This window comes from Bacillus cereus (assembly GCF_007678085.1).
Lineage (GTDB): Bacteria > Bacillota > Bacilli > Bacillales > Bacillaceae_G > Bacillus_A > Bacillus_A cereus_BE.
Map to the genome: position 1 here is coordinate 137,064 of NZ_VEDW01000006.1, position 22,266 is coordinate 159,329.

Below are 22,266 nucleotides of genomic sequence, written 5' to 3' on the forward strand. Positions count from 1 at the left end.
GAAATGGGTTTGCTCGTTTTACGAGCGCCCATTTTTTATAACCAAAAATAGTTTATAATAGAAGGAAGACTTAGAAAAAGTAAATGTTTTTGGAGGTGAACTGTTGTGTTTTCACGTTTTACACTTCAACCATATGCATTAAAAGATGAATCAGATTTAAAGCAATTTGAAACACTTTTAGAAAAACGTCCACAATACGAACTGACAGAGAATGAGATGAAATTTAGTTATATAGCATGTCGAATCCTGGGTGTTCCTAATGATGTAGATGAATATTTTAATGAGTTGTTTGATTATAGTGAAGTGAAAGGGATCGAAGTTTTACACGAACAAAATTTAAACAAAGTGATTGATTCGGAAAAGCTTCGTCACATTCAAGAAGTGTTCGGATTACATCAAGAAGCACCAAATGGTCTAACAGTAAATAGGTTAGTGGCGCACTTATCTGGGAAACAACTTTTGCCGAAAGTAGACAATCCTGATTTACAGCATTATATACATACGACGTTTATTTCTGTATTGAAATTATATGAGAAACAACATAATCAATCTTTAAAGACAGAAGGATTCCGTCGTTTCTTAATCGACATGATTAAATTAAGTGAAAATTACGTAGCGAAATGGTTCTCTACGCTTAACTATAAGAAACAAATGCCGCGCATTATTTGGTACGGTGATGCACAGGAAAGCCGTATATATTTCTTATACTTCCTTATTATGCTCGGCTGCGATGTACTTTATTATCATCCAGAAGGAAAAGATGGATTTGAGAATGTTGATGAGGAAGGAAGAAGTTTTGTTGTGTCTCATCCAGGTCGCATTTCTCTTGAGCCATTTCCAGATCGCCGCCGCGAACGTGTTGCAACAGTAGCGTATCAAGCTTCAAAAGAAATTGAGCAAGTACTTCACCACGATAATTCACTGCTGTACAAGCCGTGGCAATTTCGTTCGTATACACCTGTAGCTCGTACGCTCAAAACAACATATGATGAACTCTTTTTAATTACGAAAGAAAAGGCATTTGTACGTCCGACGTTCTTTGTTGAGAATAAACACATTTATATCCCTTCTTTATTTGCGAAAATATCAGGTGTTTCAAAAAATGATAAAGAATATTTTCAGCGATTAAAGGCTGTTACATCATTTGATAACAGTTTATTAATTAATACATTCCCGTTTACGAAAGAACAAAAAGCAAATTTTCAATATCATTACCGAGATGCTTTAGACCGCGGGGGGAAATTACATCCAGATTTAATTATGAACAGTCATTGGTGGCCACATAAACGATTGCCAGAAGGATTACAACATGGTATTGCAGAGGCGATCATTCATGCGTGCGAAAGTGAAATGTGTAAACCCATTGGGAAAGAGACGAAACAAGATGTAGCGCTGTATGTTTTCGCACAACTTTCTCAAATACCGCCGAATATTTTAGAGCAACTTGAGAAATTTGATTACTCGCAAGAAGTACCGAAAATTGTTATATTTAATAATGAGAAGAGCGGAGAATTAAGCCGTTCGGATGCTGTTTTATTATTATTTTTAAATCAAATTGGAGTAGATGTATTCCACTTTAATCCAACGGGGAGAAATGATATTGAACCGTATATTGAAGCAGGAGCATTTGATTCCCATTGGCTTGAAGAAGTTAATTTCGACCTTGAGTTTCATGGTTCATCAGCCTATAAAAATTTATCACAAACAATAAAAGGACTATTTCGTCCATTTTTATAAGGAAAGGGAGAATACCATATGAATAACCCAGTCATGCTAGATTCGAAAACAGAATTAAATGAGCAAACGGCACAGGATGTTCGTTTACAACTTAGACAAGATGCAGAAGTACAACGTATTTATAATGCAGTAGATATTAAAGATCAGTTAGAATTAATCGAGCTTGGAAAAGAACCATCTATGGAAATTTCACGTTTCGCTGATCAAATTTTACATACAATGTCTTTATCAAAAATAGAAGACTCTGGAGAATTATTAAAACAGCTTGGTAAGATTATGGATAGATTTGATAGTAAAGACTTTGCGGAAGAGAAAAGTGGTTTCTTCTCACGTATGTTCAAAAAAGCTGATAAAATGATTGAACAGATCTTTAGTAAGTACCAAACAATGGGTCGCGAAATGGATAAAGTATATGTAGAAATTACAAAGTATCAAGATGAAATGAAAAAATCAATCGGTACGTTAGATGGTTTATATGAGCAAAATTTAAAATATTATTTAGACTTAGAAAAGTATGTAGTAGCAGGTGAAATGTTATTAGAGCGTTTAAATACAGAGTTAGTTCCAATGTACGAAGAGCGTGTGCGTAACAATGACCAATTAGCAGGTATTGAATTAGAATCACTGAAAAACTCTGTTGAAATTTTAGAGCAGCGTATTGATGATTTAGAAAAAGCACGTATGGTTGCGCTACTAACAGCACCACAAATTCGTATGGTTCAACGTGGTAATAATAAATTAATTGGTAAAATCAATACAGCATTTATTACAACGATTCCTATCTTTAAAAATGGTATCATTCAAGCGGTAAATGCGAAACGTCAAAAACTTGTTGCAGATTCTATGGCTGAACTGGATCGCCGTACCAATGAATTACTTAAGAAAAATGCACAAAATATCGCAACGCAAAGTGTGGAAGTGGCGAGATTATCAGGTTCTTCTAGTATTAAGATGGAAACACTTGAGGAAACTTGGAATATTATTTCAAGAGGTATGCAAGAAACACAACAAATTGAAGAACAAAATAAACGTGAGCGTGAAGAAGGCCGCAAACGTATGGCTACATTAACAGAGAACATTAAAAAAGAATTACAAGGATAAAGTGAAACTTTAATCAGTGGGGACATCTCACGCAAATAGTGAAATAAATGAAAAGGCAATGAGGAATAATCCTCATTGCCTTTTAGCTTCTCTTCACTAATTTAATGATCTCATTCACAACAAGCGGAATGATACTTAATAAGAGAACAAATCCCCAATCCCGCATCGTTAATGCATGCACACCGAATATATTTGCAAGAGGTGGGATGGAGATGATACAAACTTGCATAAGAACACCGATAAGAAGGGAGAAAACTAAATATTTATTTGTAAAAATCCCAACTGAAAAAATGGATTTCGTTCTTGAACGCAAGTTAAATGAATGAACGAGCTGTGAAAAACTAAGAACGACAAATGCCATCGTTTGAGCATGTAATAGAGCATCCTCATCAATTCGCTCTGGGAAAAGAGGGAATAAATTTGTATCTCCAGTATAGAATTTTGCTCCGGCGATAAAGGCTATTAGCGTTAAAAGTCCAATGACAGCTCCATTGAAAATAAGAAAAGGAACGCTACCACTAAATAAACTTTCTTTCGCATGTCGTGGTTTTTCCTTCATCACATCTGGATCTTCAGGATCAACCCCAAGTGATAATGCAGGCAGTGTATCTGTAATTAAATTCACCCACAAAATATGAATAGGTCGTAGTGGTGTTGCCCATCCGAGTAAAATGGCTAAAAATAAAGCGATAATTTCTCCGAAATTACAAGAGAGTAGGAATAGAATTGATTTTTTTATGTTACGATAAATATTTCTACCTTCCTCAACAGCTTTCACGATAGATGAGAAATTATCATCTGTTAACACTACATCTGCTGCTCCTTTTGCAACGTCTGTTCCTGTAATGCCCATCGCTACGCCAACATCTGCTTGTTTTAAAGATGGAGCGTCATTGACGCCATCACCAGTCATAGAAACAATATTTCCTTTTGCTCGTAATGCCTTTACAATTTTCACTTTATGTTCTGGAGAGACCCTGGCGAATACATTTAAGTGATTAATTTTGCTTGCTAGCTCTGTAGCTGAAATGCTATCTAATTCAGTTCCAATCATAATTTCAGATATTTCTGTAGCAATGCCAAGTTCTTTGGCGATTGCAAAAGCGGTATCTTTATGGTCACCAGTAATCATAACTGTGCGAATACCGGCTTTTTTACATTCTGTAATGGAATCTTTTACTTCAGTTCGCGGTGGATCAATCATACCGACAAGACCAATAAAGATGAGGTTTTCTTCAAGATGATTTACATCCACATCGCTTGAATTGTATTGTTTAAATGCGAATGAAAGTACCCTTAAAGCTTCTCGAGACATTGATCCGGTAGCTTCTAATATTTGATTTTTATCAGCCTCTGTTAGACCCTCGATTTTACCGTTTTTAAATATGTGGGTACATCGAGGTAAGAGTTTATCGATAGCACCTTTCGTCATGCTATAGTAGCTTTCATCGTATGTATGCACGGTTGACATCATTTTACGATCTGAATCGAAAGGCATCTCGTTAACGCGCTCATGTATCTTTTCTAAATGGTCTTTTTGCATGTTAAAAGTGCTTCCAGCAACGAGAAGAGCAATTTCAGTCGGGTCTCCGGTTTGTGATTCGTTATTGTAAGACGCATCGTTACATAGCACCATATTTTCTAGCAATAGACGTTGGGCATCATTATTTACATTTAAATTTTCTAATTGATCGTATGTGTTATCACTATAAAAGTGAGTAACGGTCATTTTATTTTGCGTTAACGTACCTGTTTTATCGGAACAAATAATTGTGACAGAACCGAGAGCTTCGACAGCTGGTAGTTTACGAATGATAACATTTTGTTTAATCATACGTTGCACACCAATTGCAAGAACGATGGAAACGATAGCTGGCAAGCCTTCTGGAATAGCTGCAACGGCTAAACTAATAGCAGTCATAAACATTTCTAACGTATCTCGGCCTTGTAAAAAACCGATGAGAAACATAACGATACAAATAGCAACAGCGACAAAGCCTAAATACTTTCCGACTTGTGCTAAGCTTTTTTGAAGTGGTGTCATATCATCGTCTGCTTCATGTAAAAGAGTAGCAATCTTACCAATTTGTGAGCTCATTCCAGTTTCAACAGCAACACCGACGCCTCGTCCGTATGTAACAAGAGTAGACATAAAGGCCATATTCTTTTGATCGCCTAGTGGTACTTGTTCATCACTTTGCATGGAAGGATGGTAGATTGCGTCTTTATCAACAGGGACAGATTCACCAGTTAGAGCAGATTCTTCAACTTTTAAATTTGCGGTTTCGATCAGGCGTAAATCGCATGGGATATACCGTCCGGCGTCGAGCATAACGATATCACCGGGAACGACGTGCTCAGATGGAATTTCTTTTAGTTCACCATTTCGCTTGACGATAGCTTTAGGTGTCGCCATCTTTTTCAATGCTTCTAAAGCTTGTTCTGCTTTTGATTCTTGGACGACGCCAATAACAGCGTTTAAAACTACAACGAGCGCGATAATACTTGCATCAGCCCATTCACCTACAAAGGCAGAAATAAGGGCAGCAATAATAAGGACATATACGAGGACGTCATTAATTTGGGCGAAAATACGCTGCCATAAGGTGCGTTTTTGTTTTGTAGCTAATTCATTGGAGCCGTATTGCTTTAAACGTTCACTTACAATTTCATCTGTTAAACCGTGTTGTTCGTTTGTTTCTAGGTCGATTAATGTTTGATCTTTCGTCTTACTGTACCAATTGCTCATAAGTAAGCACCTCCAGTAAAAACAATTAGCAATGGTAGTGTTGCTATTATTTGTGAGTAGTATGTATGGAGAAAAAATCTAAGGTGAGGTTCTACTTCTATTGTACAGTATTTTACAGTTGGGTGAGGAAAAGGGAAGAGTTGTCATGAATTTGTTGGAAATAAAAAAGAGCCCCATAAGCGAGGCTTTTTTTACTTTTTAATTAATGTACCTAATTCTTCTGTAATAGCTTGCATTTCACTGATGCTGAATGTTTCACGTTTCATAACATGATCATAAATGTCACGTAAGTCTTCGTACATTTCTTCATTAAAGCTAGCAGCTCTCATCGCTCCAGCATTAACCATACGTAATTTTTCTTTAATAGCTTCGACCATATATTCAACGTTTTCTTCTGACTTTACGGATAAATCCACCGAAGTGTCCCCCTTTAAAATAACATAAGGCTATCTTAACATTTTTTATCATTTTCGTTAATGAATCTTTTCAATCCTATTAAATTAGTAGGGATTTCCTTTATATTTAATAATTGGTTGTTTATACTATAAGTATATATAAAGAAATGCACCAAGAAGGGAAGAAACAAAAATATGGTTCAAGTATTGTTTGTTTGTCTTGGGAACATTTGCCGTTCTCCGATGGCAGAAGCGATTTTTCGAGATCTTGTCGTAAAAGAGGGACTCGAAGAGAAAATTGTCATTGATTCTGCAGGAACTGGAGATTGGCATATTGGCCATCCGCCACATAAAGGAACACAAAAAATTTTAAAAGAAAATGCAGTCACTTTTGAAGGAATTAAAGCAAGGCAAGTAGAAAAAGAAGACTTAACAAAGTTTGATTATATTATTGCCATGGACAACAAGAATATAGCAGATTTAAAAAGTTTAGGTAAAGCTGGAGGCTATATTGGTAGACTGTCCGATTTTGTTCCAGACGGTGGCTGGACAGACGTTCCCGACCCTTACTATACAGGGAATTTCCAAGAAGTATATGACCTTGTAACAGAAGGGTGTGCAAAGCTATTAGCTTTCATTCGAAATGAACAAGGAATATGAGGAAGCTTAGAAAGAAATACTTTCTAACATAAGAAATGAAAGGGTGAAGGAATATGGCAAAGAAAAATAATATTGCTCGAAACATTGCGATTGGCGTAGCTGCAGGTGTAGCTGTATCTATGTTAAAGAAGGAAAACCGTGAAAAAGTAAAAAATACTGCGGAAAAAGCAAAAACAAAGATGATTGAAATCGGTGAGAATGCAAAAATCAAAGAAAAAGTGCAAACTGTTACAGATAAAGGACGCGAACTCGCTGACTTTAATGTAGTAAAAGCGAAGGTAGCAGAAATTAAAAAATTGACGCCGTCTGTTGTAGAGACGTTAAAAGAAACGAAAGAAATTTTTAGTAAGAAAAAGGTTGAGCCAACAGAGAAGCCAGAAACGATTGAAATTCAAGCTGTATCTACAAAGGTAGATGAGCTGAAAGCAGAGGAAGAGCCAGTAGTTGCTGAAGATGGCGGTATGAAAGAAGCGCGTGAACTATTTATGAAAGACTCCAATGTAGAGGAAAAAAAAACTGAAGCGTACATTGAGTTGAAGCAAGATAAAGAAGAGAAGAAAAGCGTTTAAACATATATGAGAAAAATTTTAGAAAAGGTGAGGAGACATCGTACTTATTCGTTTGGTAAAGACTTATATGACCGAACGATGCGCGATGATGTAGCGGGCTTGGCAGCACAGCTCGCTTATTTCTTCTTGCTTGCAATTTTTCCTGGGCTCGTTTTCTTAATTACGCTTCTTGGATTTATTCCCATTCAAACAGAGGATGTGCTTAGTTTATTAGAGGTTTATGTACCAGATGATGCAATGAACTTAATTGAGGTAAATGTAGATAAAGTTGTAAATCAGCAAAATGGTGGTTTATTATCATTTGGTTTATTATCCATGTTATGGTTTGCCTCAAATGGTGTTAATGCGGTTATGAATGCTTTTAACCGCGCCTATGACGTGAAAGAAACACGTTCTTTTATTACAACAAGAGCGTTATCAATTGTGTTTACATTAGCTATCATTTTTATGATTGTCTTTGCTTTAATTGTCCCGGTATTCGGACAAGTTATTGGAGCAGCGGTGTTTAAAGCACTCGGTTTATCAGATAGTTTCTCTTTCGTATGGAGCATTACACGATTAGTAGCGAGTTTTTTCGTACTATTTGCCTTGTTTAGTTTCTTATATACATTTGCACCAGACCGAAAGTTAAAAAGAAGAGAAGTCATTTCAGGGGCGTTATTTGCTACTGTAGGATGGATTGTGGTATCGTACTCATTCGCTTATTATGTAGATAAGTTTGCGAATTACGCCAATACATATGGTGGTCTCGGTGGTATCATTATTTTAATGTTATGGTTCTACTTAACTGGATGGGTAATTTTACTTGGCGGTGAAATTAATGGTTTACTCCATCATTATAGAACGGGTGACAATAATTCCCGTAATGAAAAATGACCTCTTGTTCCATAATAATAGGGAACAGGGGGGATATTTCATGAGTAATAATAAAAAGAATCACAACAATAAAAATAACAATAAACAAAAGAGCAGTTCGCATCCAAAGCATAAAACGAGTAGTAGTGCGAACGGGCATAATAGCTATCACTAAAATAAAAACGGGTCCTCTATGAGGGACCCGTTTTTATCCCGCTTTAATGGGCAGTAAGCCCCCCACCTCAAAATTCAGCGAAAGCAAAGAAGTTAGGTGGGGGATCAACTGCCCATAAAAGTCCGATTGGTGAGGGCTGATAATGAGTGGGGGATGAAGAACCCCCCCCCACTCATTAAAGTTTCACTTTATTTGTTTCCTTTTAATAATCGTAAGCCATTCAAAATGACAAGAATCGTACTTCCTTCATGCCCAATAACACCGAATGGAAGAGCTAAAAATTGCAAGAAGTTTGAACAAATCAGCATTGCAATTACAGCTAGTGAAAAGATTACGTTTTGCTTTACAATGCGGTTCATTCGTTTTGATAAACGGATTGCTTGGGAAAGTCGAGATAATTCGTTCTTCATAAGTACAACGTCTGCAGTTTCTAAAGCTACGTCTGTTCCTTCCCCCATTGCTACACCAATGCTAGCAGTAGCGAGTGCAGGGGCATCATTTATACCATCTCCGACCATTGCTACTGTCCCGTATTTTTCTTTTAGCTTTTTAATCGTTTCAACCTTTGTTTCGGGTAAGCATGATGCGTAATATTCTTTTATATTACTTTCAGAGGCAATAGCTTTTGCTGTTTCTTCATTATCTCCAGTAATCATAATTGCCTCGACACCGATGCTTTGTAATTCGCGAATAGCAGCTATTGTTTCTTGGCGAAGTGTGTCTTTTAAAGCGATAAGTCCAAGAATACCTTCTTCATCACTAATATAAACGACAGTTTTACCTTCTTTTTCAAGTGAGGCAGAAATACCATTATGGAATGTCTTTGTTTCTTCACCGATAAAATCAGCTTTACCTATTTTATAAGCTTTGCTTTCGAATATTCCTTTTAGCCCAAAACCAGTTACATCTTCAACCTTTTCTGGTTTTTGTAATGTAATGTCATACGCATGTTGTGCATATTTAACGATAGATTCAGCTAAAGGGTGTGTAGAGTGACTTTCAATTGCTGCTGTAATAGAAAGTACTTCTTTTTCTGTCATATTTTCTCGAACATATACATCTGTTACGGTAGGTTTTCCCTGTGTTAATGTTCCTGTTTTATCAAAGGCAATTGCTTTTACAGAAGCGAGGCGTTCTAAATGTATGCCACCTTTAAAAAGAATTCCGTTTCTTGCGCCGTTAGAAATAGCAGATAATGTTGCTGGTGTAATGGCAGCAACGAGTGCGCAAGGAGATGCGACTACAAGTAAGATCATAGCGCGATAAAACGTTTCATTCCAGCTCCAGTCAAGTAAGAAATGAGGGACGAACATCATAAGCGCAACAACGAGTAGTACACCTTTTACGTATGTTCCTTCAAACTTTTCGATGAATAGTTGTGATGGTGATTTTTCACTTTGTGCACTTTGGACGAGACGGATAATTTTTTTGAATAATGTTTGATCGCTCGGCTTCGTAATGTTAACTTCGATAGCACCGCGTAAATTTACAGTACCAGCAAATACTTCATCACCGAATTTTTTCTCATTCGGAATAGGTTCCCCTGTAATAGCAGCTTCATCGATATTTGTTTCACCGTTATGAATCGTACCGTCAGCAGGAACACGCTCACCTGGCTTAATTAAAATAATGTCGTTAATTTGTAATCGTCCAACAGGAACACGTTCTTCAGTTCCATTTGAAATACGTAATGCTTCTTCAGGTTGTAGATCAAGAAGCGCTGAAATTTCTTTTTGACTTTTACTTAATGTATAAGATTCCATCGCACCGCTTAGTGCGAAGATAAAGATTAAAATTGCACCTTCTGCCCAGTAGCCAATGAGTGCAGCACCGATAGCAGCAAAGAGCATAAGCATTTCGACATTTAGCTCTTTCTCTTCAATTGTATCTTCAATACCTTCTTTCGCTTTTGCATATCCACCAACTATATAAGCAAGGATATAGCTAGTAATGCCTACATTCATTGCGTCGTTCTTTGTGAATAACCAACCAGCTAAAATGAAAATACCAGATGCAATTGCAAATATAAGTTCATAATGTTTCTTTAATGTGTCCCATAAAGAGGGATGAGAAATAGACTTTTGTACTTGTAATGTTTTTACTTCTGAGTTCATTACTACTCGCTCCTTCCGAATTCTTATTGAGAAAAAGAATCAAAATCGAAACCCCTATAAAACGACGAAAGCTGCCATCCATATTGGATAGCAGCATTTCTGTTGAATCTGATTTTAATAGTTATTATGTTGTAATTATTCTATAGTATAGCATATGTTTTCGTTAGATGATATGTTTTTGTTTGCGTATAAACTGAAAACTTGTGTTTTCACAATTCCTTTGGTATATATGAATATTGTTCATAAAAAGATCGGAAAGGAAGACAACAAGTGAAGACAGAGAAATTTTTTACCCATCCGATTGGCGTACTAATTGCTGCAATAGTAGCGACTTTTTTATGGGGGAGCGCATTCCCATTTATTAAATTAAGTTATGCTGAACTTGGAATTCAGCCACAAGAAGTTGGAGAGCAAATATTATTTGCTGGTTATCGTTTCTTTTTATCTGGAGTCATGCTCTTATTATTCTTTAAAGTGTTAGGAAAAGATATGAGCTTCAAAAAAGGAACGGGGAAGCAGTTAGTACAAATTGGTTTATTTCAAACATTTCTTCAATATATATGTTTTTATATTGGAATGAGTTATAGTTCTGGTATTGAAGGAGCTATCATTTCAGGAACATCATCATTCTTTCAAATTTTACTCGCACACTTTTTATATAAAGATGATGCTCTCAACATGAGAAAAATGATTGGGGTCTCTATCGGTTTTTGTGGTGTCATTTTAGTAAATGTACCGAGTGATGGTAGTTTGTCATTCCATTTCGGGATCGGTAGTTTATTACTTCTTAGTGCAGCAATGTTGTATTCATATGGAAACATATTGGCGAAAGAAGGTAGTAAAACATTAGATGTTGGCTATATGACAGCATACCAAATGATTTTTGGTTCTATCGGGTTATTATGTATAGGGACTTTGCAAGTTGGAGTTATGCCATTTACATTTAGTGTACATGCAATATTTATGCTTATGTACTTATCTTTCTTATCCGCAGCAGGATTTTGCATTTGGAATACAATTATGAAGTACAACAAAGTTGGAAAAGTATCAATGTATATGTTCTTTATACCTGTATTTGGTGTGTTATTATCGAGCATGATTTTAGGAGAAGCAATTCATTCATTCGTACTATTCGGTTTAGCATGTGTAGCTGCGGGAATTATCGTGGTGAATCGGACACCAGCTAAGCAAAAAATAGAGCAAGAAAAACAAGTAGCATAGACAACGAGAAAACGATTACAATGGAAGAACAGTACTGTTCTTCTTTTTTTATGTAGAAAAAGGATAATAGACTAGGTGTAACGAAAAAGGATACAAAAAGCATTTATTGAGGAGAACATGTTATGAATCTACTTTACATGGTGTTAATTGGACAAATCATTCTTTTTTTAATTGGTGCAATGTACGCAATAGGACAGACAAAAAAGACAAGAAAGGATATGCCGTTACCGTTAGCGGTGCGTCTTATTCTTAGTTTTTCGTTAACAGCAAGTGCAATTTGGATATGGTTACAAGATCCATCAGTGGAGTATAGTACGTGGGTTGCACTAGGTATGACGTTATCAACTGTAGGAGATTTATTTATGGCAGGTTTGATTCCAATTGGTCACAGGTTAATTGGAGGGATGATTACTTTCGCTCTTGCACATTGTTTTTATGTAAAAGCATTTTTGCAAACAGGCATCTCATGGAATGGTTTTTGGATTGGTTTACTCGTATACGGACTCTTTCTCATTATAGGATGGTTCTTTTTTATACGAAATGATAAACAAGATAAATTATTTACGATAGGAGCTCTAATTTACGGACTGTGGGTTGGAGGAATGGCTTGCTTTGCATTCGCCTTATACTATGAGAATACAGGAATATGGTGGATACCGGCTTTTGGTGGTTTACTATTTGTGATTTCTGATTTTATTATAGGCGTGACAGATATTGGAGGGCGCAAATTAAAGTATGAACCACTTTGGATTTGGCTTACATATGTAGCGGCTCAAATGTGTATTGTATATGTGGGAATATAAAAAGATACTCTCAAAAATAGTGGATAGACTATTTTGAGAGTATCTTTTTTTGTTACTATGCTACGATGTTTTTTTGTTGTAGAGCAGAAAGGCTATATTCATCAGCTGCTTTATAACCTTGAGCTAATAAATCATTAATGTAAAGCTTGTTGTAAATAAAGCAGAAGACTAGGTTAGAGAATCCGAACGTAAACATGCTAGCAATTAAAATAATTAAAAACCATTTCCAATCTCCACGGAATATAGCAGGGAAGAAACCAAAGAAAAATACAGTCCAACTAAAACCAATTTTTGCTTGTTTAATTTGGCCGGTATTTTCATTTTTAAGCATAACTTTCATAGAAAAAGTCCTCCTAAGTAAATAAAAATATAAATAACAAATGCAAGATATAGTATATCAAAATAATACATTTTTGAATATTATTATTTAAAAGTTTGTAATATTACAATTATACAATTCAGAATTTTATGGAAATTTTACAGTTGAAGTCTTTATAATAAAAGTAAAAAGATGATGAGATGGTGGAATGATGCAAAAGAAAAAACGTTTGCGTGAATTCTTTGGAACAATTGCAATTGCATGTTTGTTGGTGTTTTTGGCGAAAATTTTCGTGTTTTTTCCTACGACTGTAAAAGGAGCGTCCATGAAGCCAACGTTACAAGATGGGGATAAGGTGATTGTAAATAAGTTGGCAAAGCAATTTGAAAGTTATGGGAGAGAAGATATTATTGTTGTGAAGACGGATAATTTTTATGTGAAAAGGGTTATTGGTTTGCCTGGCGATGTCATTGAGGTGAGAAATGATCAATTATATGTGAATCATGAAGTGATAGAGGAAGCGTATTTGTATAGTAATAGAAAGCAAGCTGAAAAAAAACTTATGAATTTAACAGAGGACTTTGGACCGATTACAGTTCCTAAAAATAAGATTTTTGTTATGGGAGATAACCGTTTAATAAGTAGAGATAGTAGAAATGGTTTAGGACTTATTGATAGAGAAGATGTATTAGGAGAATTAGCAGCAATTTATTATCCATTTGAACATATGAAAATAATGAATTAAAGTAAAAAACCAAGCAAACTGAAATTTGCTTGGTTTTTTATGTTAAATCGTAGGAGACTCATTAAATTCATAGGCGTCTTCATTGTTTTTGTTTGTACTTAAAACGAATTTGTGCTGCAATAGTTGCAGTTTAAAGAATGCTAACGGATCGTGATAAGTTTCTGGGTTGCTTCTTAACGTTGCTAATGTTTGCTCGTCTTCCTGTATTTCAAGTTGAGCTGCTTCTACATTTTGTTTCAATATGCTAAGTGGATCTTTAAAGAACATCATGATATCCCGTTCTAATGCGCCTTCAAATACTTCAAATTGAAGGAAGAATTGTTTTGAGATTATTTGAGCAATTTCCGTATAATCTTCCGTTTCAATGTATTGTTTATATTTGTTTGCGAGCATAGATTGATTTTTTTGCATATTACCAAATAGTTTTCCCGCACTCTTTAAGAAAAATTGTGTCGGTGTAAAGCGTAATAAAATATTGATGTTCGATACTGTAATTCGATTTGTCATACGTACAACATCTCGATGCCAATCATCTAGTAATTTGAAATCACAAGGAAGTTTCATACGTTCTTCTTTATATAATTTATTAAACGTTTCACTCATTTCATCTAAATAAGATTGAGCTTGAATAAATTCATTATGCGCTGTTTCAATCCATTCTTGAATAAACCCAGTAAATTTAGGAAGAAGCACTTGCTGTACATGTTTTTGAATTCGTTCGTTCATCGCAGTATTTAATTCTTCATGAACTAATTTGAAATCACTATCTTCTTGAACAAGGTCAGAACAGCTCTGTAATAATTCAGGGATTTGAGAGTGGATATCTCGTGTGATTTCTTCTTTCGTTAAAAGATAAGATTCTGTAATAGAACGAATTTTATCTTTTTCAAGAGCAGTAAGGTTGTTAATAAATCCGTTTAGTTTTACAGAGATATGTTTATTCCAGCGTACTGATTTCACTAATGTATTTTCTAATTCCACACGTTCATTTACAAGGTATGCGATTGTCTTTTGAGTAAACCATATTAGTTTTTCTATACGTTCTTGTTCTATGTCGCGTTCTGCTAGATTAGAAAGAATAGACTCCGTCACGTCTCCAAGTTGCTGGCTACTCTCTTGTGAAGGAGAGTATGGGAAGAACTTTGCATTTGGGAAATGGACTTTAATCTTACTCATTAGTTTTTCATTATTGGCCGTATTATTTGTGTGTAATACGAAATGAATTTGTAAGTTTGGTACTTGTTCACGTAAATACAGTAATGTATCAAGCTCTTCACCGTGTAATGATGAAGCAGAATTCAATACGTAAATAAGGCTATCTGCTGCTTGTAAGTATTCAAAGTATGAGCTGTTTTTATCCACTTGTCCTTGAACAGATGGCGTAACAAGGAATGCAAATTTATTTTTTCTTAAAAATCTACTTGGTAACTTAATTTCTATACATTTTTTCTCAAGTTCTGACTCGGAAGGTGTAGCCATTATTTGATGGAATTCATCAAAGTTCGGTATATTGTGTACATCTAACGCAGTGAATTCTGTTATTTCAGTTTGGCTATCATCTTTAAATAGAATAGGAGTTGTTACAGTCTCAGTTAAGATGTTCTCCCCTAATATTGAATTGATGAATGATGATTTATCATGGTCACTAGTTCCCGCTATTAGTAATTGTGTAACATTTAAATCACACAGTTCATGAATGAGTAACGTAAATTGATGACTTAAATCTACGTCATTTTTTTCAGCCCATACAGCAATTGTTTCGAATAAATGAGAAACTGTTTCCATATTTACATTTGTTTCAGCTGTTGAATTAGAGAGTAGGGCTCCCGCACTTTTTACGAGTAATGACTCTAAAGTTGTAGGTGAAACTTCATTCCATGCTAACACTGCAGCAGAGACAAATAGGGCATCTTTTGCCTTCGTTAAACTAAACCAATTTGTTAATAAATCTGGTACAAGTCCTTGCATTTCATGCATGAAATGCTCACCAGTAATTAATTCAAAGTACGTATTTTGGTAGCGTTCAACAATTTCATGCCAATCGTCATTGTTGTCTGTTTCAATGTGTAAGAATAAATGATTTATTGTTTGAATCCAAGGTAGATGCAAGTTTTCATTTTGATAACTGTTCCAAAGCGCAATAACAAGTTCTTTAAATTGGACTTGATCAATTGCATATAAAGCTTTTAAAGATTCATAGAAATATTCTGGTTTGATTTGTTTCGTGAATCCTTGATTCACATAATTGATTAAAGTATCGAACCAGTGTAATGATTTTGTTCGAATTCCTTCTTGAACGGCAAGCTCGATGGCGTTATTCCAATCTTCTTGTTTTTCATAGAATGAGCGAGCAATTGCAGTAATATTTGGATAGTCAGGTTGAAATGCAACAGCCTCACTAATCGTCTTAAATGCTAGACCTAAACGATCTTGTTCGATGTAGAGAGAAAGAAGTTGTAAGGAAACTTCCATTGTAAGAGTTGTATCTTCCGTTTGGATAGATTGATAAATTTCTTCTGCTTTTGGCAAGAATCCTAGTTCAAAATAAGAATCTGCAATATTTTTGGTTGCCCAAAGTGCAAGTTCGTTATTTACTTTCTCCCATTTAAATATTGCTGCTTCAAAGTCTTTATTTTGGTAATAAAATTCACCTTGAGCAAAGCGTATATTAGAAATGTTGGAGAATTCGTTTGTAGATTCATTTATATATGCTTCACCGAGTACTTCCGATACTGGAGTAGAAGTTTCTTCTGTTAAAAATGTTTTATAGTAAACCTTTTGGATAAATTGATTTTCAATGGTCATGTTCGTTCCCCCTGTATAATTTAGAAAAATGATGTTGTATGTAAAGGGTGCATGTTCTTTTAATAGGTAGAAGTTGCATTATATCGACCAAACTATGTTTTTGCTAGGTATATCATTTTTCCTGAGAGTTAAACCGTTGCGAAAAGTAACTTTCCTTTATTGTAACAAAAAAACAAGCATATGAATTTTTATTTTTTAATCCAGCTATTTACGGATAATAAGACTAGTACTTCAAAAAGCGGTGAATACAAGGGAAGTAGGTGGGATTCGGGCGCACGATTAATGGTTCACTTTCTTCCTGCTAAAGGAATGGATAGAAGTAGAGTTCATTATAAAAACAATGTATAGTGAATATGTATACCATGTTTGTCTGAAAGATAGAAAGGGCACAATGTGGAATAACGATCGTGCATAGGATGTGTCTTCCGAATGGAACAACATATTGGCGAGTTAATCGCGCATTATGGGTATTTTGGAATTATTATAGCGTTGGCCGGTGGGATTGTTGGATTACCGATACCAGACGAGTTTTTATTGACCTTCGTTGGTTATAACGTTTCAAAAGGAGTTATGTCAGGAACTGCTGCTTTTTTAAGCGGGATGGCTGGTGCGATGTTAGGCATTACATTAAGCTACATATTAGGGTTAAAACTGGGACTCCCTGTTTTAAAAAAATATGGGCCGAAAATTAGAATTAAAGAACACCACATTGAAAAAACACATATTTTATTTGAAAAATATGGCCCATTTCTTTTAATGATTGGTTACTTTATCCCGGGAGTACGTCATTTAACAGCATATTTTGCTGGGATGTCGAATTTAACACTTTGGCGTTTTTGTTTGTATGCTTACGGTGGTGCGCTTATTTGGATAAGTGTTTTTATTGGACTTGGCTGGAAGTTAGGAGAGAAGTGGCGTTTCGTTGAGTATAGTCTACATCATTATGGAATATGGATTTTATTCATTTCAGTAGTTGTTACATGTATTGTATGGTTTTACATAAAGAAAAACCGCTAATAGCGGTTTTTTTAGCTGAAAGCAATAAATAATACACCAGCTGTAATAAAGACTACACCAACGCCAGTCATAAAGTTTAATTTTTCACCGAGTATAATCATCGCGAGAATGATAGAAAATACGACGCTTAATTTATCGACAGGAGCCACTTGTGAAACTTTCCCTGTTTTGAGGGCAAGAAAATAAAATAGCCATGACGAAGCACCTGCAACCCCACTTAATGTGATAAAGAGCAGTGCTTTTTTATTTAGTAGTACGTCGCCGATATTTTGAAATTTACCTTGTATAATAATAACGCCCACCATAAATAATGCCATAATAATAGAACGAACCGTTGTTGCAACATTGGCATCGATTCCATCTAAACCAATCTTTCCGAAAATAGATACAAGGGCAGCAGCAATTGCTGATAATAGTGCGAATAAGAGCCATGAACTCATAGTAAAATTCCTCCAATCTTACATTATTATACATGAAAATCATTCTCACGTATAAAGCGAAACTTTAATCAGTGGGATTTTACTGCCTCGTAAATAGCGGAATAAATAACGAAATAATCCCCACCTTATATTGTTAATAAGGTGGGGATTATTATACTACTCTGCAATTTCCTCATACAAAAAGTACGTTACATTATAAATATGTTCTACTTCATCGTCTGTCATAAATAATAATTCGTCACGCTCAATCCCTTTTTTCTTTTCAATAAACTCAATCATGTTTTTACGTTCTTCTCTTTTCATCAATTTTATTTCTCCTCTCAATCTGTTTTAATACAGTTTATTTAAGTTACTGCTATTATATAACAGAATCTTTAGAAAGTTCCACCTATTTTATTGTTTTTTTCAGAAGAACTTTTCGACAAAACAAGCCCACCTAAAGGGGGCTTGTTTTATTTTATAGTCGTAAAAACTCGGGCTCCGTCGTACCAGCACCATCGATGTAATAAATTGTGTCGGGATTGATTTTTATTAATACATAATTAGGGTCTTCAGGACCAAGTAACCAGCGCTTTAAGCTATTATTCCAAAACTTATTTTTTAATGTGGAGTCTTCCTCGATTGAAGCTAAGCCTTCAACTTCAATATAATCTTCATCTAATTTTTTTCCTTCTCGTCCAAGTAGTACATGGACATTTGGATTGTTTTCAATATCTGTTATCTTTTTTGATTTCCGATCTGTTGCAATATATAACACAAAATCTTCGTGGAAAAACATCATAAAGGCACTATGAGGTTTATTTTCACGTACAGTAGATAATACACCGGTTCGTTGACCACAAATAATAGTTTCAATTTTTTCTTTTAAATGCATGTTTTTAGCCTCTTTTCATACTTTGTAATTTTCTTCGTCTAAATAAAAATGAAGTATCTTTCATACTCTTTTCATCAACATGATTTTTTAAACGTAATTGTGATGAAATTGGACAAGTTAGGAGAAGAATAATAATAATATCGAGGAGAAATACATACGATGGAAGGATGAAAAGCATGTTTAATAAAATATTTCTTATAGTAGTGCTGATTGGGGTACCACTTTCTGTACTTGGAAAAACACTTCATTGGCCTCAAACAATTATGTTTGCTGTGTATTGCATTACGATTATCGCACTAGCGGGTTTTATGGGGAGAGCAACAGAAAGTTTGGCAATTGTATCTGGTCCTAGAATAGGCGGATTATTAAATGCTACTTTCGGTAATGCTGTTGAACTGATTATTTCGATTTTTGCACTTCAGGCGGGATTAATTGAAGTGGTGTTAGCCTCATTAACGGGTTCTGTACTTGGAAATTTATTATTAGTAGGAGGGCTATCCTTCTTTGTAGGAGGGCTTAAATACAAAAGACAAAGTTTTAATGTGTATGATGCAAGGCATAATTCAGCTTTATTAATCTTCGCTGTAGTAGTAGCTTTTGTTATTCCAGAGATTTTTTCAATGAACATGGACGCTGGAAAGACGTATCAATTAAGTATTGGTGTTTCAATTATTATGATTATTATGTACCTTGCTGCATTGCTATTTAAGTTAGTTACACACCGCGGTGTATATCAGCATAAAAGTGATGAAGTTGCTCATGAGGAAGAACCAGAGTGGTCGAAAGGTAAAGCACTACTCATCTTAGCGATAGCGACAATTGCGGTAGCTTATGTGTCAGAGGCGCTTGTGCATACGTTTGAAACAGTTGCAAAATCATTTGGTTGGTCAGAATTATTTATAGGGGTTATTATCGTTGCAATTGTTGGGAATGCAGCGGAACATGCGTCTGCAATTATTATGGCGTATAAAAATAAAGTAAATATTGCAGTTGAAATTGCAGTCGGTTCTACGTTACAAATTGCCATGTTTGTTGCTCCTGTCTTAGTACTGCTCTCTATGTTCTTCACGCAAAGGATGCCTTTAGTATTTACAATACCAGAACTTGTTTCTATGATTACAGCCGTTTTCTTAACGATTGCGATTTCAAATGATGGAGATACAAACTGGTTTGAAGGAGGTACGTTATTAGCGGCGTATGTCATTATGGGAATTGGTTTTTATTTATTATGAAAAATAGGCATAACAATTGTATTGAGAGAAAACAATAAACAAAGTAGTATATATACCTTTACGTAGGAAGGAGCCAGACAGGTGAAACGAGTATACAGCATATGTCTTTCAACTATGGTCTCGTTTATTCTATTATTTCCTAACATGAGTTTTGCAAAGACAACGGTAGAAACAAAAATGCCTTCATCTGTTTTAAATATTTCTAAAGACAATACGTTTCCAAATGATGCGCAAGATTTGCCGCGTTTACAGCCGAGTAAGTTTGCTCAAGAACTATTGAAAACAGCAAACATTAAAATTGAAAATCCGGACTTAATTCGAATGTTTAATGAAACGACAATTTCGAATGCGCCGCTTGCGGTAGGGTACCGAGCGAAGATTTATTTAGGTCAATGGGCTTTAAATTATGAATCGGTTGATACATCGATTAATTGGGAATATAAACAAGTAAATCGCAATGTGTACGATAATCGCGGAGGAGATCGTTTATATCCGTTACGTTATAAGCAAGAAACACAAAAGACGGTTGAAGGCGATTTAACAGCAGATATGAAAGATGCTGCAGATGTGAAAAAAATGATGCTTCTCAAAGCGCTTGAAAAAGTACAATTGCCACTTTCATTTAAAACGACCATTGGGTATGGTACAGGACATGAGCGTGTGTATAATATTAGTCCGAGTCAACTTGGATATTTATATGCTTATACACCAGCAGTCAATGAAAAAGGAAAAGTAACGTTTGGAGAAGTGTACCTTGTATTAAAAGGAAATCAAAAAAGGCTTGTTGTAAAAAATATTACCTCACAAGGAATTGGAGCGGCTATTCCGATTCATGATCATTTATATTTTAAATTCATTTCTTCTTCTCACTCGCAATAATATGAAAAAAACGTCAGCTTATAAGCTGACGTTTTTTTATAGTGTAATATTTGCTGTTTTTGATAAGAAATCTTCTGTTGGATAGTAGCTATTTTTTACAAGAACATTTGGTCCTAGACATTTTACTGCAGGACAATGACAGCTTAATGATTTTGCTGTTTTTGAGGCACTCCATTTGTCATACGCTTCTTGTAGTGTGTTTGTTTGTACGTTACCTAAAAGGGGGACGTCACCGAAATCAGTTACAATAATATTCCCGTCAAAAATGTTGACGTTTAAACGAGAACGGCCATCTGGATCGTTACGAACTGTTACATTTTTGCTTTCTTGTAATTTCTTAAATGTGGCGATGTCTCGCTCATCATCGCTACAAGCATAGAAAGGTAAAGTTCCAAATAACATCCATACATTTTCATCGCGAATTTCTAGTAAATGCTCAATTGCATCACGAATTTCAGCTTTTGTTAAAATTTCTAAATTGCTCGCGAAGTCACTTGGATACATTGGGTGAACTTCATGACGCTTACAGCCCATCTCTTCGACAATTTGACGATGAATATGTTCAATGTGTGGTAGAGTTCGTTTATTCAGCATCGTTTCGGCTGATACGAGTACACCGGCATCTGATAGAGCTTTACTATTTGTAATCATTCGTTCAAATAATTTTGCACGCTGTTCATACGTAGGTTTACGCTCCATCATTGCAAATCCGCCTTCAACGAAGTCGTCAATTGTTCCCCAGTTATGAGATATATGCAATACGTCTAAATAAGGAATAATTTGTTCGTAACGTGCTAAATCTATAGTTAAGTTTGAGTTGATTTGAGTGCGAACGCCTCGTTCATGGGCGTATTTTAAGAGTGGTGTTACATAGTTGTCTACGGATTTTTTTGAAAGCATAGGTTCTCCGCCAGTAATACTTAAAGAACGTAAATGAGGAATCTCATCTAATCGTTTTAATAAAAGATCCATCGGAAGCGGATTCGGGTCTTTCGGCTGTAACGTGTAACCAACAGCGCAATGTTCACAGCGCATATTGCATAACGTCGTCGTTGTAAACTCAACATTTGTTAATAGTAGTTTGCCGTACTCTTCAAGGTCCATATACGCTTCCCATGGATCGTAAGAAGGAGTAATCGGCTTCATTTTTTGTGATATCGTCATATGAAATACTCCTTTGACTATTGAAATAACAATTTGTCCATTCTCTATAATAGAAGAATATGTGCTTTTTATAAAGTGAAACTTTTTTGTGAAAAAAGAGAGAAGGCTTACATTTGAATGAATTACTGTGACAAAATTGATGAAATTACATATCCATAGTAATCATTTTTGCGGTATAATAAAAGCAACTCGAATTAAAAGGAGAGTGCCTTCATGGGAAAAGCAATTCAAGATAAAGATACACAATTAGTATATTTAAAAGAACGTTTAAATATGTTCATTGAAGTAATTGATACAATTGAACCTGAAGAAGTAGAATTAGAAGATGTAGATCGTCTACTTGCAATGTTAGATGAATTAGAATTAAAATGTGAGCAATTTAAAAAAGACGAATAATATATTAAAAAGGCTG

At 35.2% G+C, this 22,266-nt stretch carries 21 protein-coding genes; 12 read left to right on the forward strand and 9 right to left on the reverse strand.

The features are described 5' to 3' along the window. Nucleotides 1-105: 105 nt before the first annotated feature. Nucleotides 106-1,737, forward strand: a complete 1,632-nt coding sequence (locus FS742_RS23995) for a YceG family protein (RefSeq protein WP_144615563.1) — start codon at nucleotides 106-108, stop codon at nucleotides 1,735-1,737. Between the two features lie 18 nt (nucleotides 1,738-1,755). Next, nucleotides 1,756-2,838 carry a toxic anion resistance protein gene (locus tag FS742_RS24000; protein WP_144615565.1) on the forward strand — a complete coding sequence of 361 codons (1,083 nt, stop codon included), beginning with the start codon at nucleotides 1,756-1,758 and terminating at the stop codon, nucleotides 2,836-2,838. A gap of 82 nt (nucleotides 2,839-2,920) precedes the next feature. Here the strand turns inward: FS742_RS24000 and FS742_RS24005 are convergent, their stop codons facing one another. Both FS742_RS24005 and FS742_RS24010 read right to left on the reverse strand, forming a co-directional pair. Next, nucleotides 2,921-5,587: a cation-translocating P-type ATPase gene (locus FS742_RS24005; RefSeq protein WP_144615567.1), complete on the reverse strand. Its 2,667-nt coding sequence runs from the start codon at nucleotides 5,585-5,587 to the stop codon at nucleotides 2,921-2,923. A 191-nt stretch (nucleotides 5,588-5,778) separates the two neighbouring features. Further along, on the reverse strand, nucleotides 5,779-6,003 hold the full coding sequence (locus FS742_RS24010) for a DUF1128 domain-containing protein (protein ID WP_000366196.1): 225 nt from the start codon (nucleotides 6,001-6,003) through the stop codon (nucleotides 5,779-5,781). 174 nt (nucleotides 6,004-6,177) lie between these two features. Between FS742_RS24010 and FS742_RS24015 the strand changes: the two genes are divergently transcribed. The 3 genes from FS742_RS24015 to FS742_RS24025 are packed head-to-tail and all read left to right on the forward strand — an operon-like array spanning nucleotide 6,178 to nucleotide 8,087. After that, nucleotides 6,178-6,642 carry a low molecular weight protein-tyrosine-phosphatase gene (locus tag FS742_RS24015; RefSeq protein ID WP_144615569.1) on the forward strand — a complete coding sequence of 155 codons (465 nt, stop codon included), beginning with the start codon at nucleotides 6,178-6,180 and terminating at the stop codon, nucleotides 6,640-6,642. Nucleotides 6,643-6,695: 53 nt separating this feature from the next. Beyond that, nucleotides 6,696-7,211, forward strand: a complete 516-nt coding sequence (locus FS742_RS24020) for a DUF4075 domain-containing protein (RefSeq protein WP_144615571.1) — start codon at nucleotides 6,696-6,698, stop codon at nucleotides 7,209-7,211. A 6-nt stretch (nucleotides 7,212-7,217) separates the two neighbouring features. Next, nucleotides 7,218-8,087 (forward strand): YihY/virulence factor BrkB family protein, encoded by an 870-nt coding sequence (locus FS742_RS24025; protein WP_144615573.1) that lies wholly within the window; start codon nucleotides 7,218-7,220, stop codon nucleotides 8,085-8,087. Between the two features lie 342 nt (nucleotides 8,088-8,429). Here the strand turns inward: FS742_RS24025 and FS742_RS24030 are convergent, their stop codons facing one another. Continuing rightward, nucleotides 8,430-10,355 (reverse strand): heavy metal translocating P-type ATPase, encoded by a 1,926-nt coding sequence (locus FS742_RS24030; protein ID WP_144615575.1) that lies wholly within the window; start codon nucleotides 10,353-10,355, stop codon nucleotides 8,430-8,432. A 270-nt stretch (nucleotides 10,356-10,625) separates the two neighbouring features. Here FS742_RS24030 and FS742_RS24035 point away from each other — a divergent pair, with 270 nt between their 5' ends. After that, nucleotides 10,626-11,576, forward strand: coding sequence for a DMT family transporter (locus FS742_RS24035; RefSeq protein ID WP_144615577.1), 951 nt, complete (start codon nucleotides 10,626-10,628; stop codon nucleotides 11,574-11,576). 122 nt (nucleotides 11,577-11,698) lie between these two features. Then, nucleotides 11,699-12,379, forward strand: coding sequence for a lysoplasmalogenase (locus FS742_RS24040; protein ID WP_144615579.1), 681 nt, complete (start codon nucleotides 11,699-11,701; stop codon nucleotides 12,377-12,379). 55 nt (nucleotides 12,380-12,434) lie between these two features. Here the strand turns inward: FS742_RS24040 and FS742_RS24045 are convergent, their stop codons facing one another. After that, the gene (locus FS742_RS24045; RefSeq protein WP_000867040.1) at nucleotides 12,435-12,719 is read right to left on the reverse strand and encodes a hypothetical protein; all 285 of its coding nucleotides are present in this window, start codon (nucleotides 12,717-12,719) and stop codon (nucleotides 12,435-12,437) included. Nucleotides 12,720-12,906: 187 nt separating this feature from the next. Between FS742_RS24045 and lepB the strand changes: the two genes are divergently transcribed. After that, complete coding sequence (gene lepB / locus FS742_RS24050) at nucleotides 12,907-13,443, forward strand: signal peptidase I (RefSeq protein ID WP_144615581.1); 537 nt, start codon at nucleotides 12,907-12,909, stop codon at nucleotides 13,441-13,443. Between the two features lie 42 nt (nucleotides 13,444-13,485). On the opposite strand, the gene FS742_RS24055 is transcribed toward lepB, so the two are convergent. Continuing rightward, nucleotides 13,486-16,248, reverse strand: a complete 2,763-nt coding sequence (locus FS742_RS24055) for a tetratricopeptide repeat protein (protein WP_144615584.1) — start codon at nucleotides 16,246-16,248, stop codon at nucleotides 13,486-13,488. 429 nt (nucleotides 16,249-16,677) lie between these two features. Between FS742_RS24055 and FS742_RS24060 the strand changes: the two genes are divergently transcribed. Next, the gene (locus tag FS742_RS24060; RefSeq protein ID WP_144615586.1) at nucleotides 16,678-17,265 is read left to right on the forward strand and encodes a DedA family protein; all 588 of its coding nucleotides are present in this window, start codon (nucleotides 16,678-16,680) and stop codon (nucleotides 17,263-17,265) included. 11 nt (nucleotides 17,266-17,276) lie between these two features. Here the strand turns inward: FS742_RS24060 and FS742_RS24065 are convergent, their stop codons facing one another. The 3 genes from FS742_RS24065 to FS742_RS24075 form a co-directional block, all read right to left on the reverse strand. Next, nucleotides 17,277-17,705: an EamA family transporter gene (locus FS742_RS24065; protein WP_000100307.1), complete on the reverse strand. Its 429-nt coding sequence runs from the start codon at nucleotides 17,703-17,705 to the stop codon at nucleotides 17,277-17,279. A gap of 156 nt (nucleotides 17,706-17,861) precedes the next feature. After that, a complete protein-coding gene (locus FS742_RS24070) occupies nucleotides 17,862-18,008 on the reverse strand; it encodes a BH0509 family protein (RefSeq protein ID WP_000817786.1) in 147 nt (48 codons plus the stop codon). A 154-nt stretch (nucleotides 18,009-18,162) separates the two neighbouring features. Continuing rightward, nucleotides 18,163-18,579 carry a pyridoxamine 5'-phosphate oxidase family protein gene (locus FS742_RS24075; RefSeq protein WP_016083647.1) on the reverse strand — a complete coding sequence of 139 codons (417 nt, stop codon included), beginning with the start codon at nucleotides 18,577-18,579 and terminating at the stop codon, nucleotides 18,163-18,165. A 176-nt stretch (nucleotides 18,580-18,755) separates the two neighbouring features. Between FS742_RS24075 and cax the strand changes: the two genes are divergently transcribed. Beyond that, nucleotides 18,756-19,811, forward strand: a complete 1,056-nt coding sequence (cax, locus tag FS742_RS24080; protein WP_144615588.1) for a calcium/proton exchanger — start codon at nucleotides 18,756-18,758, stop codon at nucleotides 19,809-19,811. A gap of 81 nt (nucleotides 19,812-19,892) precedes the next feature. Continuing rightward, nucleotides 19,893-20,690: a YfkD famly protein gene (locus FS742_RS24085; protein WP_144615590.1), complete on the forward strand. Its 798-nt coding sequence runs from the start codon at nucleotides 19,893-19,895 to the stop codon at nucleotides 20,688-20,690. Between the two features lie 36 nt (nucleotides 20,691-20,726). Here the strand turns inward: FS742_RS24085 and yfkAB are convergent, their stop codons facing one another. Further along, the gene (gene yfkAB / locus FS742_RS24090) at nucleotides 20,727-21,854 is read right to left on the reverse strand and encodes a radical SAM/CxCxxxxC motif protein YfkAB (RefSeq protein ID WP_144615592.1); all 1,128 of its coding nucleotides are present in this window, start codon (nucleotides 21,852-21,854) and stop codon (nucleotides 20,727-20,729) included. 213 nt (nucleotides 21,855-22,067) lie between these two features. Between yfkAB and FS742_RS24095 the strand changes: the two genes are divergently transcribed. Beyond that, nucleotides 22,068-22,250: an SE1561 family protein gene (locus FS742_RS24095; RefSeq protein WP_000513558.1), complete on the forward strand. Its 183-nt coding sequence runs from the start codon at nucleotides 22,068-22,070 to the stop codon at nucleotides 22,248-22,250. The last annotated feature ends 16 nt before the right edge of the window (nucleotides 22,251-22,266 follow it).

Excerpts from the sequence above, each read along its gene's own strand:
- FS742_RS24015 (WP_144615569.1), top strand. The coding sequence starts at position 6,178 with ATGGTTCAAGTATTGTTTGTTTGTCTTGGGAACATTTGCCGTTCTCCG.
- FS742_RS24060 (WP_144615586.1), top strand. The coding sequence starts at position 16,678 with ATGGAACAACATATTGGCGAGTTAATCGCGCATTATGGGTATTTTGGA.
- FS742_RS24040 (WP_144615579.1), top strand. The coding sequence starts at position 11,699 with ATGAATCTACTTTACATGGTGTTAATTGGACAAATCATTCTTTTTTTA.
- yfkAB (WP_144615592.1), bottom strand. The coding sequence starts at position 21,854 with ATGACGATATCACAAAAAATGAAGCCGATTACTCCTTCTTACGATCCA.
- FS742_RS24000 (WP_144615565.1), top strand. The coding sequence starts at position 1,756 with ATGAATAACCCAGTCATGCTAGATTCGAAAACAGAATTAAATGAGCAA.
- FS742_RS24005 (WP_144615567.1), bottom strand. The coding sequence starts at position 5,587 with ATGAGCAATTGGTACAGTAAGACGAAAGATCAAACATTAATCGACCTA.
- cax (WP_144615588.1), top strand. The coding sequence starts at position 18,756 with ATGTTTAATAAAATATTTCTTATAGTAGTGCTGATTGGGGTACCACTT.
- FS742_RS24025 (WP_144615573.1), top strand. The coding sequence starts at position 7,218 with ATGAGAAAAATTTTAGAAAAGGTGAGGAGACATCGTACTTATTCGTTT.
- FS742_RS24065 (WP_000100307.1), bottom strand. The coding sequence starts at position 17,705 with ATGAGTTCATGGCTCTTATTCGCACTATTATCAGCAATTGCTGCTGCC.
- FS742_RS24070 (WP_000817786.1), bottom strand. The coding sequence starts at position 18,008 with ATGAAAAGAGAAGAACGTAAAAACATGATTGAGTTTATTGAAAAGAAA.
- FS742_RS24020 (WP_144615571.1), top strand. The coding sequence starts at position 6,696 with ATGGCAAAGAAAAATAATATTGCTCGAAACATTGCGATTGGCGTAGCT.
- FS742_RS24095 (WP_000513558.1), top strand. The coding sequence starts at position 22,068 with ATGGGAAAAGCAATTCAAGATAAAGATACACAATTAGTATATTTAAAA.
- FS742_RS24030 (WP_144615575.1), bottom strand. The coding sequence starts at position 10,355 with ATGAACTCAGAAGTAAAAACATTACAAGTACAAAAGTCTATTTCTCAT.
- FS742_RS24045 (WP_000867040.1), bottom strand. The coding sequence starts at position 12,719 with ATGAAAGTTATGCTTAAAAATGAAAATACCGGCCAAATTAAACAAGCA.
- FS742_RS24055 (WP_144615584.1), bottom strand. The coding sequence starts at position 16,248 with ATGACCATTGAAAATCAATTTATCCAAAAGGTTTACTATAAAACATTT.
- FS742_RS24075 (WP_016083647.1), bottom strand. The coding sequence starts at position 18,579 with ATGCATTTAAAAGAAAAAATTGAAACTATTATTTGTGGTCAACGAACC.
- lepB (WP_144615581.1), top strand. The coding sequence starts at position 12,907 with ATGATGCAAAAGAAAAAACGTTTGCGTGAATTCTTTGGAACAATTGCA.